The organism is Candidatus Poriferisodalis sp., assembly GCF_965208925.1.
In the GTDB taxonomy this organism is placed as follows: domain Bacteria; phylum Actinomycetota; class Acidimicrobiia; order Acidimicrobiales; family Poriferisodalaceae; genus Poriferisodalis.
In genome coordinates this window covers 1,279,112-1,294,676 of the sequence record NZ_OZ242364.1, presented here as the reverse complement: position 1 = coordinate 1,294,676, position 15,565 = coordinate 1,279,112, and the positions used below count along the sequence as shown (strand labels likewise).

Here is a 15,565-nt window from a genome sequence, read left to right as displayed (position 1 = left end):
GACGGATGTCAAAGCGGTCGAACAGCGTGCCCGGGTACACCCTCTCGGCGCTGCGCGGTGACATCTTCGGCGGTGTCACCACGGCGGTAGTCGGCCTGCCTGTCGCGCTCGCCTTTGGCGTGGCCTCGGGACTCGGCGCGATGGCCGGGCTGTATGGCGCAATCGCCCTCGGCTTCTTCGCCGCCGTCTTTGGCGGGACACGCTCGCAGATCTCCGGGCCCACCGGACCCATGGCCGTGGCGATGGCTGTGGTCATCACAGAACATGCGTCGACGCTTCAGGAAGCGCTCACCGTCGTCGTGATGGCCGGGGTGATCCAGACGCTGCTGGGCATCCTGCGCTTCGGCCGCTTCGTCTCCTACACGCCGTACTCGGTGATCTCGGGCTTCATGTCCGGTGTCGGCATCATCATCATCATTTTGCAGACGCTGCCGGCTCTGGGTGTGGAGAGCGCTGGCGGCGGCCCGCTCGATGTGATGCGTGCCTGGCCTGACGCCATCCTGAACCTGAACGCCGGCGCCGTGGTCATCGCCGCCGTCAGCTTGGGCGTGTGCATCTTCTGGCCCGCCCGCCTGCATCGCTGGTTCCCCGCGACGCTCGCCGCCCTCGCCGTGGGGACACTCATGGGGGTGCTGTTCCTGGGCGACGCGCCGGTCATCGGCGAGGTGCCCTCCGGCCTGCCGGACCTTCAGCAACCGGTGCTGTCGTTGGGCGTCCTGGCGGGCGCGGTGCAGCCCGCCATCACGCTCGCCCTGCTGGGAGCGGTCGACAGCCTGCTGACGTCGCTGATCGCCGACTCGATGACCAGGACACGGCACAGCCCCAACCAGGAGCTCATCGGCCAGGGCTTGGGCAACATCGCCGCTGGTCTGGTGGGCGGGCTGCCCGGTGCCGGCGCCACCGTGGGCACGGTGGTGAACATCCGGGCCGGCGGCAGCACCCGGGTGTCGGGCGCGCTGCGCGCCCTGGTGCTGCTGGCCATCGTGCTAGGGGCGGGGAGCTATGTCGAGTCAGTGCCGCTCGCTGCGCTGGCCGGCATCTTGCTGAAGGTCGGCTGGGACATCGTGGACTGGCGGTTCCTCAAACGCATGCACCGGGTGCAGCGCGAGCACCTGATGATCATGGGCATCACCATGGTGCTCACCGTGGTGCTCGACCTCATCACGGCCGTGGCGATCGGCCTCATCGTGGCGGCCATGTCGGCTGCCCGCCAGTTCGAACGGCTCCAGCTCGACGCCGTGGTGTCGGTGCCGCTGCTTGACCGGGTTTTCCTGGGAGAAGACGCCGAGGTCGGCGACGCCGACGAGGTCGCAGCCGGCGGGTTCTCTGCACGGGTCGGGCTGGTGTCGCTGCGAGGCACGTTCACCGTGGCCTCGTCGAAGAGCCTCATCGACATCCTGGGTGCGGACATCGCAGAGCACGAGGTGGTGATCATCGACTTCACCGACACGGTGTACATCGACGACAGCGCGGCGATGCTGGTGGAGTACCTCATCGACACTGCTGTGGAGAGCAAGACCGAAGTGATCGTGATGGGCCTGAGCGGCCCGCCGGCAACCAGCCTGCGCGCGCTGAACGCGCTCGACAAGGTGCCGAGAAACCGATTCGTGCCGACGCTGGACAAGGCTCGTGCGGCGGCTCGAATCCTGCTGAAGCTGCCAGAGCCGAACTGAGCCGGCCCGCGGCGGCCGCGGGGCCTGCTCAGTCGGCGGGCGAGTAGATGGGGTGGGTCCCGAACTGGTTCTTGGTGACGGGGGTGCCGGTCTCGGCGAAGTAACCCGTGCCGCGCACGACCGAGTCGAGGTAGGAGGGCAGCGGCCGGCGGATCATGTGCTCGGCGTAGTGCTCGCGCTCGGTGGCAGGCACATCGTCCCGGAGCAGCGCGACCACCTTGATGCTGAAGTCGCTGCCGTGGTCCGCCTCGGTGATGCGCCATCGCACCAAAGCCGTGCGGGCGTCGGGCGGGCCGAGCACCAGGTCGTAGCCGATGCCGTCGAGCCAGTCACAGAACTCCCGCTCGTAGTGGACGCCGCTGTAGTAGTAGACGTGATCGCGGCTGCGGGCTTCGTTCCAGACATTCACCTCGTTGCGCTCGCAGAAGGGATGGATGTTGGTGAGGTTGCCGGCCGGGCTGATGGCCGCCCATACATCGGAGGGCGGAGCCGCGACGGCAGCCCTGCCAATGATCGGCTCCATCATCTCGTAGCCGGCGCCAGTGTGTCGCTTCACGAGTGCTTCGTCAGAGGGAGTCAGAGCGCTGCTGATCGCTTCGTCCATAGCGCCATTGTGGCCGTTGCATCCGATGGATGCAGGCGAGCACCTAAGTCATATCTGCAACTATCGAGCCCGCACTAATCTCGCCATTGAGCCTGCATCTGGGGCCGAAGGGGGCGATCTGCATGGTGATGGTTCTGGAGAAGATCAACAACTACACCCGGCGGCAGCGCGGCGGCTTCGCGCTGCTCTACGGCGGTCTGCTGGCGCTGGTGATGGCCGCTATCGAGCCCGGCGGCGTCATCGTTCGCAGTGCCGATCGGGTGGACTTCGTCGGCCGGATCGACGCCATGGCAGATCTGGCCTGGCTGAGTCACCTGACGTCCATCCTCATCGCGATCGCCGCCGTGACGATCATCGCCGGCCTCATGGTGGTGTGGAACACGGCGCACGAGGAAGGCCTCGACTGCACCGGCACGCGCTACGGCCTCATGATGGCGGGCATCGGCGCCGGCATCGGCGTGCTCGGCGAGGGTCTCGACATGATGATGGTGATCGCGATCGACGACGGCCTCGGCGCCGGCGCCGCGGCGGGGTCGGACACCGTCATGCAGGTCGCTCTCGCGATGCACTCGGTCAAGGCGGGTTTCGCGTTCGTGGCGATCCCGCTGGTGATGCTGGGTGCCGCGTCGATGGCCCTCGGCTTGATGCCGATCCTGCCCCGAGGATTCCATCGGGGTGCAGCCCTGTTCACCGCCGCCGTCGGCGTCGTGTGGACGACGCTGTTCTGGATCATCGCGGCGATCATCGACTTCGAGGGCTGGGATGTCATCAACGGCATCGGCGGCCTGGTCGCCGTGCTGTGGCTGATGCTGCTGGGCCGGTCGATGGTCAGCGGCTCGATCGGCGCACACAACAACACCTAGTTCGAACCACTCGCCTGGCGTTGCCGCACGCCGGGTCGGCGGCGAGCCGCTCTCTCGTGGGCAGCCCGCTGCCCGTTCAGGCGGTGCGCGGCCAGACGACGGGGTATCGGTCGAGCTCCATGGTGGAGCCCGCGGCGAGCCCGTCTACGTGCAGCGCCTGGGCGGTGCCGATGCGGGGGTCGTAGCGGACATCGGTGCCGATGTAGCGCGCGGCGTAGCCTCGCCGCGCCCTGCCCTGGTTCGAGTTGCCCTGCGAGCCGTGCAGGATCATGGCCCAGAAGGCGACGGCATCGCCCGGCTCGAGATCGAACGAGATGATGTCGTAGCTGTCCCGGTCGGCCTCGATGTCGGGCATGAGCTCGTAGTCCGGATTGCGTTCGTAGTCGTGAGCGCTCGTCGGCGCGAAGGTGCGCGGCTGGAACCAGCGATCCCACGCGTGCGAGCCCCGCACGTACTCGACGCGGCCGTTGGTGGCGTCGACGGAGTCGAGCGCAATCCAGAACGACATGACCTGGCGGCCCGAGATGGGCCAGTACGGCTGGTCGTTGTGCCACGGCACCGGCTGGCTGGAACCGGGCTCCTTGACGAACAGCTGGTCGTAGTACATGCGCACGACGGGCGAGCCGAACATGGCGGCCGCCAGCTCGCCGAGTCGGGACTGGGTAACGAACTCTTCGAAGAGAGGGTGAAAGCGCCACAGGTCCAGCGAGCCGAAGAAGCCGGTGGATTCGTAGTTGTGGGCTGTGGGGCTGGGATTGGCCATCTCGTCGGCGACGCCTCCGCGCAGTCGCTCCACCCACTCGGCGTCGACGACATTGCGCAGCGCCACCACCCCGTCTGCACGAAACCGGTCGATGGTCTCGTCATCGACGATGTCGTGTGCCGGTCGATCCAGAACCGTGTCGCTCATCGTCGTCCCCTGTCGCCGATGCCGTCTGATCGCTGTCAAGTCAACACGATGGTTGCACCGCTTCGCCAGACACAGCACCGCCGGACATCGCACTGCCAGACTCAGGGCGGGAGGCGATATGTACGACGATGACAGCAGCAGCGGCTCCGGTGCGATGCCAGGACTGCCGCCCCGACCGCATCGAGGCTGGACGTTCGATGAGCAGCCGGTCGGCAAGCGCTGGAGCACCAGCCGGCGAACCATCACCGAGACCGACCTCGTGGTGTATGCCACCCAGTTCGGGTTTGCCGAGGGGCTCTTCCTGGATGCGACAGCCGCTGAGCGCGCCGGCTACGACGGGCGGCTCGTGCCGGGCAGCCTGGTGATGTCGCTGGCTGAGGGGCTGGTCATCAGCGGCGGCGCGATTGCCGGCACGGGCGTGGCGTACCTGGGCGCAACCGTCGAGGTGAAGGGCCCGACGTTCGTCGGCGACACCCTGCAGGTGGTGGCCGAAGTGACCGCTGCCCGCCTCACCTCACGGGGCGACCGCGGCATCGTGACCACCCGCAATGAAGTCTTCAACCAGCACAGCAGCCTCGTGATGGTCTACACCCCCACCCGCATGATCCTCTGCCGCCACGCCGACTAGCGCCGCGCGGCACCCCGCCTCAGCAGTACGGTCGGCGGCCGGTGCGGCGGCTCGCGAGTCGAGCATCAGCATTGCGCTGCACGCAGGCGAGGAGGTGTCATGAGCAGGTTCGTGGGACGCGTGGCGATTGTGACGGGGGCGGCCGGCGGGATCGGGCTGGCTGCGTGCGAGCGATTCGCGTCGGAGGGGGCTTCGGTGGTGGCTGTGGACTTGGTCACCACCGATCTCGGCGCGGCGGTCGCAGCGGCCGAGTCGGCAGGCGGCGAGGCGCTGGCTGTCGGAGCAGACGTGACCAAATCCGACGAGGTGGCAGGCTATGTGCAGGCGGCCATGGACAACTTCGGCCGTGTCGACGTGCTGTTCAACAATGCCGGCATCGAGGGCACCTATTTCCCGATGGTCGACTATCCCGAAGAGGACTTCGACCGGGTGATCGCGGTCAATGTGCGCGGCGTCTGGCTGGGCATGAAGTACGCAGTCCCGGCCATGATCGCCGGCGGGGGCGGTGCCGTCGTCAACACGGCATCGGTTGCGGGCCTGTTCGGCGCACGGGGCATCTCGCCGTACTCGGCCAGCAAGCACGCAGTGGCCGGGCTCACCAAGTCTGCAGCTCTCGAGCTGGCCACCTCCGGCGTGCGCGTCAACGCCGTGTGCCCATCGCCGATCGAGACGCGCATGATGCGATCGCTCGAGACCTTCATCGGCGGTGAAGACGCCGACGACGTCCGCAAGGGAATGGCTGAACGGATTCCCGCGCAGCGCTACGGCGAGCCCCACGAGGTTGCGGCGCTTGTGGCGTTCCTGGCCTCCGACGACGCCAGCTACATCACGGGCAGCCTCTACCCCATCGACGGCGGCTTCAGCGCCGGCCGCTGACGGCCGGCGTCTCGCGCGCTGGTGGGCCGGGGAGGATTCGAACCTCCGTAGGCGAAGCCGACGGGTTTACAGCCCGCTCCCTTTGTCCGCTCGGGCACCGACCCAGGTGAGCCTCGAAGCCTAAAGCGTTGCCGAACTCCAGCAACCCGAGCCCGCTTCCTCGCTAGCTTGCGGACATGCCGTCATTCGATGTTGTTTCCAAGGTGGACATGCAAGAGATCCGCAACGCCGTGGATCAGGCGTCCCGCGAGATCGCCAACCGCTATGACTTCCGCAATACCGGCAGTGCCGTGGAGCTCGGCGAGGGCGCCATCAACATGCGGTCGAGCACCGAGGATCGACTCACAGCAATGCGCCAAGTGCTGGAAGAAAAGCTGGTGCGCCGCCAGGTCAGCCTGAAGGCCGTCCACTACGGCAACGTCGAGGAGGCGTCTGGCGGCACCGTGCGCCAAGCGGCGGCGCTGCAGGCTGGCATTTCGTCTGACCGGGCACGCGACCTGAACAAGTTCATCAAGGGGCTCGGCATCAAGGGCGTGCAGTCGCAGACGCAAGGCGACCAGCTGCGGGTGATGTCGAAGAAGCGCGACGACCTGCAGGCGGTCATCGCCGAGCTCAAGGCCGGCGATTTCGAGGTGCCTTTGCAGTTCGAGAACTTCCGGGACTGACACCGGCCTGCATCGGGCGGCCAGCCGGCGTTCGACAGCTGTGCGGCCGGCTAGATCGCTTCCTGCCAGGAGCCGTCCCGCAGGCGGCGGATGCGCTCCTCCATCGGCGGGTGCGTGGTGAACAGGCCCTTGAAACCCATCCGGCGGCTGGCCAGCGGGTTGGCGATGTACATCTGGGCCTGATTGGGGTCGGCCAGGCTCGGAACAGTCTTGGAGGCCACGTCCAGCTTCTCGAGCGCTCGGGCCAGCGGCTCGCCGTCGCTGATCATGCGCGCGGCAGTGCGGTCGGCCTGGTACTCGCGGCTGCGGCTGATGGCCATCTGCAGCAGCATCGCGGCGATCGGCGCCAGGATGATGAGCAGGATCTCGCCGAACGGGTTGCGGTCGTTGTCGCGCCCGCCGCCCCCGAAGATCAGGGCGAACTGCGCCATGCGGGCGGCGAAGGTGATGGCTGTGGCCACGGCCGCCGCAACTGAGCCGATGAGGATGTCCCGGTTGCGGATGTGGGCCATCTCGTGCGCCAGCACGCCACGGATCTCATACCAGTCGAGATGCCGGATGAGCCCCTCGGTGACGCACACGGCTGCATTCTTCGGGTTGCGGCCGGTGGCGAACGCGTTGGGCTGCGGATCGGGCGAGACGTACAGCCGGGGCATCGGCATGTCCGACAGCGTGGTGAGCTCACCCATGATCCGCCAGTACTCAGGGAGCTGATGGGGCTGGACCTCTTGGGCACGGGCGGAGCGGATGGCCAGCTTGTCGCTGAACCAGTAGCTGCCGCCCACCATGACCAGGGCGATGACGACGGCGATCGTGAGGCCGCCTTGGCCCCAGAAGCTGCCGATCCACAGGATGAGGCCGGCGAGGCCAGCCAGGAGAACAGTGGTCTTGGCCGTGTTGCGCACGTCGGGCTGCACCTCGTTTCGGTCGCTGTGTTGCGGACGCTGTGCGGTTGCGGTTCAGGCTAATGACGGCGGTCAGTCGCTCAGGCGCGGGATGGGTCGCGGTGGCCGGACGGCAGCGGCGCGGTTGCGGCTGTACCCGAAGCTGCGCGCTCGGTGTTCAGTTCTTGGCGTCGACGAGGCGCCAGTCGTCAGAGCCGGGGCTGTAACGGCCGCGGAAGTCGGGATCGAAGGCGGCAGCCAGTTCGGCGGCCCTGCCGATGGATGAGCGATAGGCGTCGATGATGGCGTCCTCGGCCTCGTAGTCGAAGGGGTCCTGCATACGGCGTTCCTTCGTGCTGCCGCGCCGGACCGGGTTCTCTGCCAGCCAGCGAGCCGTGAGACCGACGGCTTCGACCACGCCGACCTTGTCGCGGTAGCCCAGCTCGGCGATCATCAGATCGGGCGACATGGCCCGGTGCAGCGATTCCTCTTCGCCGAGGAAGGGGCGGGCAGGCGTGGCGAGCTCGCCGGGCAGGTTCACGATGTCCAGCTCGACATCGAGGGCCGCAGCGATCACCTGAATCGTCTGTCTTGCCGTCAGGGTGTGCTCGTCGCTGATGTTGTAGGCCTTGCCGGCGGCTGCGGCGGGGTGGTCGGCGGCAAGCGTGAGAGCGTGGCCGGCGTTGGGGCCGTACGCCGCAGCGCGCAGCGTGAGCCCGCCGTCGGCCACGATGATCCGGCGACGGCCGTCGATGATGCGGCGCACGATGAGCCACTCGCGCGGGTTGATCTGGCCGGGTCCGTAGATGAGCGGGTAACGGAAGATCGTGGCGTCGGGGTGGTGTTCGAACAGGGTGTCTTCGGTGGCGACGATCTTCGCCACCTTGTCGTTGGCGTCGTTGACGGCACGTTCGGCAGACTCCCGCAGCGGTGTGAGCAGCCCGCGTGGCCAGTTCTCGGCCGGCCGGGCGTAGCCCCGGTAGACGGGAATGCCGCCGACGGCGATGAATTGGCCACAGCGCCCCACGAAGTACGGCGCCAGGTCGCGCAGCCGCCCGTACATGGCGTACACGACATCGAACGTGGCATTCCCGAGCGCCTCTTCCACTTCGTTGATGCGGAACGGGTTGGTGTGGATGTGGGGGACTTCGGACTCAGGCGGGAGGGTGTCGACCTCGTGGCGCCCGGTATGCAGGACCGTGATGTCGTACCCACGCTCGAACAGCCCGTTCACCACGCCAGGCCCAGTCGGCCCCGTGCCGCCAATCACCAACGCTGTACGAGTCACCGGCTCATGCTGTCAGGTCCGGAGTCGCTGGGACAGCCTCAGTGAGGGTGGTAGCCGCTGTCGATGTAGAGCGTCGGCAGGTCGAGGTCGCGATACATGCGGACATTGCGCATGTCGTCGTCGATGGCGAGGCGGGGGGTGTAACCGCACTCGAGGAGCGCCTGGGTCTGCTCGCCCTTGAACAGCGGCGACGGCTGGAAGTCGCCCATCGGGCGCATGATGAGCAGATCCCAGCGGACCTTGTGCTTGACGAGCCAGTCGAGGGTTGCGCCCGACACCCAGGTCGGCCGGGAGGTGAGGGCCACCACCACCAGCTCCGGATTCAGCAGCACGAGCAGCTCGAAGACCTCGTCGAGCACGTCGTCGTCGCCCACGTCGGCGAAGAACGAGTCCCAGTCGCGCCAGGGCCCGTCGAGGTGGTGCTGGCGGTGGGAGGCATCGGCGAGCACGCCGTCGATGTCGACGATCACGCAGTCGCCCGGCGGCACCGGCCCATCCCGCCACCACCAGTAGGCCGGCCAATCGCCCTCGGAAACCGACGCGGCAAGGGTTCGCCTGTGCCTCGGGCCCTTCGCCATGTCCAGCTCAGTCTTCGCTGGGGGCTTCGGCTGCGCGGGTGCGGATCTCCTCCACCACGCCTGCATCGGCCAGCGTGGTGGTGTCGCCAAGCTGGCGTCCTTCGGCCACGTCACGCAGCAGGCGGCGCATGATCTTGCCCGAGCGGGTCTTGGGCAGATCCGGCACCAGCACCACCGCCTTGGGCCGGGCGATCGCTCCGAGCTTGGTGGAGACGTGCTGCCGCACTTCCTCCCGCAGCTCGTCGGTGGCGTCGTGACCGCCGCGCAGGATGACGTAGCCCACGATCGCCTGACCGGTGGTGGCGTCGGTGGCGCCCACCACTGCTGCTTCGGCTACCGACGGGTGGTCGACCAGCGCCGACTCCACCTCAGTTGTCGAGATGCGGTGGCCCGACACGTTCATCACATCGTCGACCCGGCCGAGCAGCCACAGGTAGCCGTCGTCGTCGATCTTGGCGCCGTCGCCGGCGAAGTAGCGCCCCTCGTAGGTGCTCCAGTAGGTCTCGCGGTAGCGCTCCGGGTCGCCCCAGATGCCCCGCAGCATCGACGGCCACGGCTCGGTGATGGTCAGATAGCCGCCGCCGCGCTCGACCGGATTGCCTGCGTCATCCACGAGCTCTACCGAGATGCCCGGCAGCGCGTGGGTCGCGGAACCCGGCTTGGTGGTGGTGACGCCAGGCAGCGGGGTGATCATGTGGCCGCCGGTCTCGGTCTGCCACCACGTGTCCACGATGGGGCAAGTGCCGCCGCCGATGTGGGTGTGGTACCACATCCACGCCTCGGGGTTGATGGGCTCGCCGACCGTGCCCAGCACCCGCAGGCTGGACAGGTCGTGCCCCTCCGCTTCGGTCGCACCCCACTTCATGAATGTGCGGATGGCCGTGGGGGCGGTGTACAGCTGCGTGACGCCGTAGCGCTCGATGATGTCCCACAACCGGTCCTTGGGCCACGCCGCCCGGTCGCCGTCGCGGAACTCGGGACGGGGCGTGTCGGGCGTGCCCTCGTACATCACCGACGAGGCGCCGTTGGCGAGCGGCCCGTACACGATGTAGCTGTGCCCGGTCACCCAGCCGATGTCGGCGGCGCACCAGAAGACGTCGACATCGGGCTTGAGATCGAACACGTAGCGATGCGTGAACGCCACCTGGGTCAAGTAGCCGCCGGTGGTGTGCATGATGCCCTTGGGCTTGGCCGTGGTGCCCGAGGTGTACAGCAGGTACAACAGGTCTTCGGAGTCCATGTGCTCGGGCGGGCAATCGGCGGCGGCTGTGGGGCCCTCCATCAGGTCGTGGTACCAGTGGTCGACGCTGTCGTTCCACGACACGTCCTGACCGGTCCGCCGCACGACGACCACGTTCTCGATGGTGGTGGTGGCTGCCACTGAAGCATCAGCGGTGTCCTTCAGCCCGAACGGCTCGCCGCGCCGGTAGCCGCCATCGGCGGTGATGAGCAGCTTGGCCGAGGCGTCGTCGATGCGGTCCGACAGCGAATCGGCCGAGAAGCCGCCGAACACCACCGAGTGCGCCGCGCCGATGCGGGCACAGGCCAGCATGGCGACCGGCAGCTCGGGGATCATCGGCATGTAGATGCACACGCGGTCGCCCCGCTCGACGCCGAGGCCCTTCAGCACGTTGGCGAACTTGCACACCTCATCGAGCAGATCGGCGTAGGTGATGGTGCGGGTGTCGCCCGGTTCGCCCTCCCACCAGTAGGCCACCTTGTCGCCACGGCCCGCCTCGACATGACGGTCGAGGCAGTTGTAGGCGATGTTGAGCGTGCCGCCCCCGAACCACTTGGCGAACGGCAGGTCCCACTCGAGCACGGTGTGGAAATCGGTGAACCACGACACGTGCTCACGCGCTTGGCGAGCCCAAAATGCCAGCCGGTCGGCCGCAGCCTCGTCGTACAGCGACCGATCTGACGTCAGCGCCGCCGAGCGAAAGCTGCCCGCGGGCTCAAAGACACGGTCTTCGACGTAGTAGTCCTCGATCGTCGCTTCGGTAGTGGAGTCGGTCATCGGTCTCCCTGTCTCATCGTGCTGCACGCAGACCGCGTGCCCCAATGTCGCCGAGGCTGGTCAGCCAGATTCGCAGAGTAGTTGCCGCCCGCGAGCCATCCCACGGCCGGAACGCTCCGGCTCCTCCCCGAGACATCGGTAGCGTCCGGCCGATGAGCGCTGTCGTGGAACCAACCCTGGTGACGGCCCCGCGCAGCGCCCTGGTCTGGCGATTCGATCAACCCACTGAGGTGATCTCGTCCGCCGCAGTGGGCGGCGGCATCGGCCAGATCGACTGGATCGTGAACATCGGGGTGGGCAGCGGCTACACCCGGACAGATCTGGATGCACACGCTGCAGAAGTGACGGCCGAACTCGGCCTGCGCGGTCCCGGAACCGCACTGTTTACGGCGGTGGACGTGAAGCGCTGCTCGAAGGCCGACTGCGGTGGCGTGGTGGTGCATGCCACCGTGGGAGTCTCGAAGCCGACATGGGCAGCCGATGTCAGCGGATCGGTGGACGCCTGCAGGCCAGGAACGATCAACATCGTGGCCCAACTGCCCGTCGGATTCGAGCCGGGCGCTGCAGTCAATGCCGCCATGACGATCACCGAAGCCAAGACCCAGGCGCTGGCTGAGTGCGGGGTCGCCGGCACCGGCACCGCCACGGACGCAGTGGTGGCGGCATGGCCTGCGGCAGCGCGCCGGCAGCGCTTCGGTGGACCTCGCTCGGAGTGGGGACAGCGCCTTGCGCTCGCGGTGCGCAGCGCAGTGCAGGCCGGACTGCCCGCAGGACCCGCGTGAGCGCAGCAGGCCCGCCGACCTCGATGAGCGCCGCAGATCTCCCTAGTGGAGCTGGTGCGTCATGAGATCGAACGATCGACGCAGCGGTGCGGTGGCGTTGGGTTTGCTCGTGGATCGCATCGCCGGCGAGCCGCAGGAGCGAGTGCATCCGGTAGCGGCGTTCGGGAAACTGATGACGAGCATTGAGCGACGGCTCTGGGCAGATCGGAAACTGCGCGGGGTTGCCTACGCAGCGATCGGCGTCGCCATCGGAGTGACCGCCGGGACCCTCCAGCGCTCGACCGCCTCGGCGGTCGCGCTGACGGCAGCCGGACGGGAATTGCGTTCGGTGGCGATGGGTATTGCTGACCTGCTGGAGGCGGGAGATATCGAGGCGGCTCGCGCCGAGCTCCCCCGGCTCGTGGGCCGTGATCCCAGCGGGCTCGACGAATCCGCCATCGCAGCGGCCGTCATCGAATCGGTCGCCGAGAACAGCGTCGACGCTGTGGTTGCACCAGTGTTCTGGGCGATCGTGGCCGGGGCGCCAGGCGCAACGGCATACCGGGCGATCAACACGATGGACGCGATGGTGGGGCGAAAGGACGAGCGCTACTTCCGATTCGGCTGGGCCGCGGCTCGGCTCGACGACGTGGCCAACTACGTGCCGGCGCGCCTGTTCGCGGTGTTGGTGACGACACTGCGGCCGCGTCAGGCGCGCGCCGTGTGGACCGCGATATGCCGTGACGCTGTGGCCCACCCGTCCCCCAATGCCGGTGTGGCCGAGGCAGCCGTTGCGGCTGCGCTCGATCGAGAGCTGGGCGGGCCGCTGCGCTACGGCTCGCGTCACGAAGATCGGCCACGGCTCGGCATGGGACCGCGGCCGACTACCGACGACATCAGGCCAGCGGTGCGCCTCGCTTCACAGGCCGAGCTGCTACTCGTAGCGCTGGCACTGGCGGTTTGGCTGCTGCTGCGGCGCAATTCGAGCGACTGAGGCAGCAGGCTCGCGGCCAGGCAGCTGCGATACGGCGACGAATAGCGAGCAGCTCAGCCGACGCGCCACTCGGCGGCCCAGAAGGCGCCGATGCCGTCGAGGTCGGTGAGCGCGGTTGCCTCGTCGAGCAGCGCCCGGGCGGCCAGAGTCTCGGCCGTCGGGTCGGATCGGCCTCGCTGCCACCGTGCCCGCGCCTGCGCTGTCATCGATTCGATGCCAGCCGCGGCAAGCCATTCAGCTTGAGTGCTCAGCGTGGCACCCGGCGGCAGCTGGTCGAAGGCCACATCACAGGTGATGTCCACGGTGCCCGGCGCGTGCAATGGGTTGTGCCCTCGGCGTTGGGAGCGGTAGGTGCGCAGCCACTCGCTCTGCGGACGCTGTGGCAGCTCGGCGGTGCGAGGCACCCCGTAGTCGAATATCAGAAGCCGGCCTCGCTCGAGCAGCCGCAGCGCTCGCCGAACCCAGACTGCCGCCTTCAACTGCAGCGGCACCCGCGCTCCCAATGCTGCATCGGGCGCCAACGCATCCGCCATTGCTGCCGCATCGGCCGGGGCAGGCGTCAACACCTCGGAGGAGTCTTCTGGCGAGACATGCACCTCGTGCCAGCCGGTCCCGGAGCGTTCGAGCAGGCGGAATGGCAGATTGTCGAGCAGCTCGTTGGCAATCACCATGCCGACAAGCGGACTGGCTGGCAGGTCGGCGAGCGCCGTCACTGTTATGTCTGTACTCAGTGCCTCGACCCGCTTGAGTGCTTCGGTGCGCTGCTGTTCGACGCGCTCGACCATCACGAACTGCACTGCTTGACGACAGTCGCCTGCGTGCGCAACGACCTGGCAGCACAGCGTGCCGCGCCCCGCGCCGCCTTCGACGATCACGAAGGGATCGGGTCGCCCCAGCTCGTGCCAGACCTGATCCAGATAGCTGGCCACGCAGCGGGCGAACAACGATCCAAGCTCGACTGAAGTGGCGAAGTCGCCGTCACGCGCCGCCGGTCGGCCCCCGCGCACGTAGAAGCCCACAGGGCCGTAGAGCGCGTCGTCCATGAAGGCATCGAAACGCTTGGTGCCGTGTGCGGTCCCAGCCATCGGCTTCAAGTCTGGACGCCGGATCGGGACAACGTGCCCCGTCGGCCATCAGCCGCCGAAGTGGAACGATGCGACGTCGCCGAAGTGGCTCACCAGACCCGGGAAGACGCCGAACGCCAGCGTGGCGATGGCCGTGATCGCCAGCGCCGCTGCCAATGCCCCGGTCATGGGAATCTTGCCCGGAGTGAAGCGCACCATCGTGGCCTGACGGGTTTCGGTGGCCAACCACGCGTCGCCGTGCTCGTCCTGCTCGGCGGTCGCATCGGCCGACCCGACCGCTTCGTCAAGATCGATCTCGTCGTCGCCTCCGGAATCGACCCCCAGCGCCACCGTCTCGGGCACCGGCTGGAACCACATCTGCACCAGCACCCGGGCGTAGTAGCCGAACGCAACCACTGCGTTCACCGCCACGATCACGGCGAGCACCCAGCCAGCGGGCGTGCTCGCATCGGCCAGCGCCCGGAAGATCACGAACTTGGCGAACCAGCCGCCCGCCGGCGGTATGCCGGCCAGCGCCGCCAGGAACAGCGTCATCAGCACCGCCATGCCGGGCGCATAGTTGAACAGCCCGCCGTAGCTCGAGATCTCGCCCGAGCGGGTGCGCCGTGACACCGCCAGCACCACGCTGAACGCCCCCAGGTTCATGAAGGCGTAGATGATCGCGTAGACGATGATCGCCTCGTACGCGCCGGGCAGCACGTTGGTGGTGATGTCGGTGCCAGGGACGGTCCAGGCATCGCCCTCGAACGCCACGGCAAACGGCACCAGCATGAAGCCGCCCTGCGCCACGCCCGAGTAGGCCAGCATCCGCACGATGTTCGTCTGGCGCAGTGCGATCAGGTTGCCGACGGTCATCGTCACCGCGGCCAGCACCCAGAAGAACGGCTGCACCACATCGGCAGCCCCCTCGAAGGCCACGAACACGAGCCCCAGCAGCGCCACAAAGCCTGCTGCCTTCGACGCCACCGACAGGAACGCCGTCACCGGTGTAGGGGCACCCTCGTAGGTGTCGGGTGCCCACGTGTGGAACGGCACCGCCGACACCTTGAAGGCGAAGCCGATCAGCACGAACAGGATGGCCACGATGACGATCGGGCTCGCCCCCTCGCCCGTCAATGCGGCAGCAATGGTGCCGAAATCAGTGTCGCCGGCCACGCCGAACACCAGCGACATGCCGTACAGCATCACCGCGGAGGCAAATACCCCCATCAGGTAGTACTTCAGGCCGGCTTCGTTCGAACGAGGCCCGCCCTTGCGCCACGCCGCCAGCATGTATGCGGGAATCGACAGCAGCTCCAGCGCCACGAACACGCTCACCAGGTCGCGCGAGCTGGCCATCATCACCATGCCCAACAGCGACGTCAGCAGCAGCGTGTAGTACTCGTTCTCGTAGTAGTCGCCATCTCGCACGTAGTCGACCGACATGAGCACGACCAAGTACCCAGCCAAGATGAACAGCGCCTTGAGCACCAGCGAGAAGTCGTCGACCACGTAGGCCCCGCCGAACATAGGCCGCTCAGCGCCGTCGGCTGCCAGGGTCAGGATCGGCACCAGCGTGACCAGCAGGCCGACGCCGGTCAGCGTGGGCATTATCCGCTTGGCCTTGTCGTCGAACGCGATGTCGGCGACGGTCACCAGCGTGCCGACCGCCAGCAGGGTCAACTCGGGCGCGAGCGCATGCCAGTCGAGATCCGGCCGCACAAACGCGAGAAGTGCCCCGAGGGCCGTCATGTCCACGG

At 67.7% G+C, this 15,565-nt stretch carries 15 protein-coding genes and 1 tRNA gene; 7 read left to right on the top strand and 9 right to left on the bottom strand.

Annotation, left to right across the window (positions count from 1 at the left end; genetic code table 11):
* Window positions 1-5: 5 nt before the first annotated feature.
* Window positions 6-1,673, top strand: a complete 1,668-nt coding sequence (locus ACOGI5_RS05740) for a SulP family inorganic anion transporter (RefSeq protein WP_419863484.1) — start codon at window positions 6-8, stop codon at window positions 1,671-1,673.
* A gap of 28 nt (window positions 1,674-1,701) precedes the next feature.
* On the opposite strand, the gene ACOGI5_RS05735 is transcribed toward ACOGI5_RS05740, so the two are convergent.
* Window positions 1,702-2,277 carry an SRPBCC family protein gene (locus tag ACOGI5_RS05735; protein ID WP_419863483.1) on the bottom strand — a complete coding sequence of 192 codons (576 nt, stop codon included), beginning with the start codon at window positions 2,275-2,277 and terminating at the stop codon, window positions 1,702-1,704.
* 122 nt (window positions 2,278-2,399) lie between these two features.
* Here ACOGI5_RS05735 and ACOGI5_RS05730 point away from each other — a divergent pair, with 122 nt between their 5' ends.
* Window positions 2,400-3,140, top strand: coding sequence for a hypothetical protein (locus ACOGI5_RS05730; protein ID WP_419863482.1), 741 nt, complete (start codon window positions 2,400-2,402; stop codon window positions 3,138-3,140).
* A 76-nt stretch (window positions 3,141-3,216) separates the two neighbouring features.
* Here ACOGI5_RS05730 and ACOGI5_RS05725 read toward each other — a convergent pair whose 3' ends face one another.
* Complete coding sequence (locus ACOGI5_RS05725; protein ID WP_419863481.1) at window positions 3,217-4,050, bottom strand: phytanoyl-CoA dioxygenase family protein; 834 nt, start codon at window positions 4,048-4,050, stop codon at window positions 3,217-3,219.
* A gap of 118 nt (window positions 4,051-4,168) precedes the next feature.
* Here ACOGI5_RS05725 and ACOGI5_RS05720 point away from each other — a divergent pair, with 118 nt between their 5' ends.
* Together ACOGI5_RS05720 and ACOGI5_RS05715 are read left to right on the top strand one after the other, a co-directional pair.
* Window positions 4,169-4,678, top strand: coding sequence for a MaoC family dehydratase (locus tag ACOGI5_RS05720; RefSeq protein WP_419863480.1), 510 nt, complete (start codon window positions 4,169-4,171; stop codon window positions 4,676-4,678).
* Between the two features lie 99 nt (window positions 4,679-4,777).
* The gene (locus tag ACOGI5_RS05715; protein ID WP_419863479.1) at window positions 4,778-5,554 is read left to right on the top strand and encodes an SDR family NAD(P)-dependent oxidoreductase; all 777 of its coding nucleotides are present in this window, start codon (window positions 4,778-4,780) and stop codon (window positions 5,552-5,554) included.
* Between the two features lie 19 nt (window positions 5,555-5,573).
* On the opposite strand, the gene ACOGI5_RS05710 is transcribed toward ACOGI5_RS05715, so the two are convergent.
* Window positions 5,574-5,658, bottom strand: a tRNA-Tyr gene (locus tag ACOGI5_RS05710).
* Window positions 5,659-5,730: 72 nt separating this feature from the next.
* Here ACOGI5_RS05710 and ACOGI5_RS05705 point away from each other — a divergent pair.
* Complete coding sequence (locus tag ACOGI5_RS05705) at window positions 5,731-6,219, top strand: YajQ family cyclic di-GMP-binding protein (RefSeq protein ID WP_419863478.1); 489 nt, start codon at window positions 5,731-5,733, stop codon at window positions 6,217-6,219.
* A gap of 50 nt (window positions 6,220-6,269) precedes the next feature.
* Here the strand turns inward: ACOGI5_RS05705 and ACOGI5_RS05700 are convergent, their stop codons facing one another.
* The 4 genes from ACOGI5_RS05700 to acs form a co-directional block, all read right to left on the bottom strand.
* Window positions 6,270-7,124: a zinc metalloprotease HtpX gene (locus ACOGI5_RS05700; protein ID WP_419863477.1), complete on the bottom strand. Its 855-nt coding sequence runs from the start codon at window positions 7,122-7,124 to the stop codon at window positions 6,270-6,272.
* A gap of 157 nt (window positions 7,125-7,281) precedes the next feature.
* A complete protein-coding gene (locus tag ACOGI5_RS05695) occupies window positions 7,282-8,391 on the bottom strand; it encodes a hypothetical protein (protein ID WP_419863476.1) in 1,110 nt (369 codons plus the stop codon).
* 38 nt (window positions 8,392-8,429) lie between these two features.
* A complete protein-coding gene (locus tag ACOGI5_RS05690; protein ID WP_419863475.1) occupies window positions 8,430-8,969 on the bottom strand; it encodes a hypothetical protein in 540 nt (179 codons plus the stop codon).
* Between the two features lie 7 nt (window positions 8,970-8,976).
* Complete coding sequence (gene acs, locus ACOGI5_RS05685; RefSeq protein ID WP_419863474.1) at window positions 8,977-10,986, bottom strand: acetate--CoA ligase; 2,010 nt, start codon at window positions 10,984-10,986, stop codon at window positions 8,977-8,979.
* A gap of 152 nt (window positions 10,987-11,138) precedes the next feature.
* Here acs and ACOGI5_RS05680 point away from each other — a divergent pair, with 152 nt between their 5' ends.
* Window positions 11,139-11,768 (top strand): adenosylcobinamide amidohydrolase, encoded by a 630-nt coding sequence (locus ACOGI5_RS05680; protein WP_419863473.1) that lies wholly within the window; start codon window positions 11,139-11,141, stop codon window positions 11,766-11,768.
* Between the two features lie 61 nt (window positions 11,769-11,829).
* Window positions 11,830-12,741 carry an adenosylcobinamide-phosphate synthase CbiB gene (gene cbiB, locus ACOGI5_RS05675; protein WP_419863472.1) on the top strand — a complete coding sequence of 304 codons (912 nt, stop codon included), beginning with the start codon at window positions 11,830-11,832 and terminating at the stop codon, window positions 12,739-12,741.
* 53 nt (window positions 12,742-12,794) lie between these two features.
* On the opposite strand, the gene ACOGI5_RS05670 is transcribed toward cbiB, so the two are convergent.
* Together ACOGI5_RS05670 and ACOGI5_RS05665 are read right to left on the bottom strand one after the other, a co-directional pair.
* Window positions 12,795-13,826, bottom strand: coding sequence for an SAM-dependent methyltransferase (locus ACOGI5_RS05670; protein ID WP_419863471.1), 1,032 nt, complete (start codon window positions 13,824-13,826; stop codon window positions 12,795-12,797).
* Between the two features lie 48 nt (window positions 13,827-13,874).
* Complete coding sequence (locus ACOGI5_RS05665; RefSeq protein WP_419865441.1) at window positions 13,875-15,557, bottom strand: NADH-quinone oxidoreductase subunit N; 1,683 nt, start codon at window positions 15,555-15,557, stop codon at window positions 13,875-13,877.
* Window positions 15,558-15,565 lie beyond the last annotated feature (8 nt).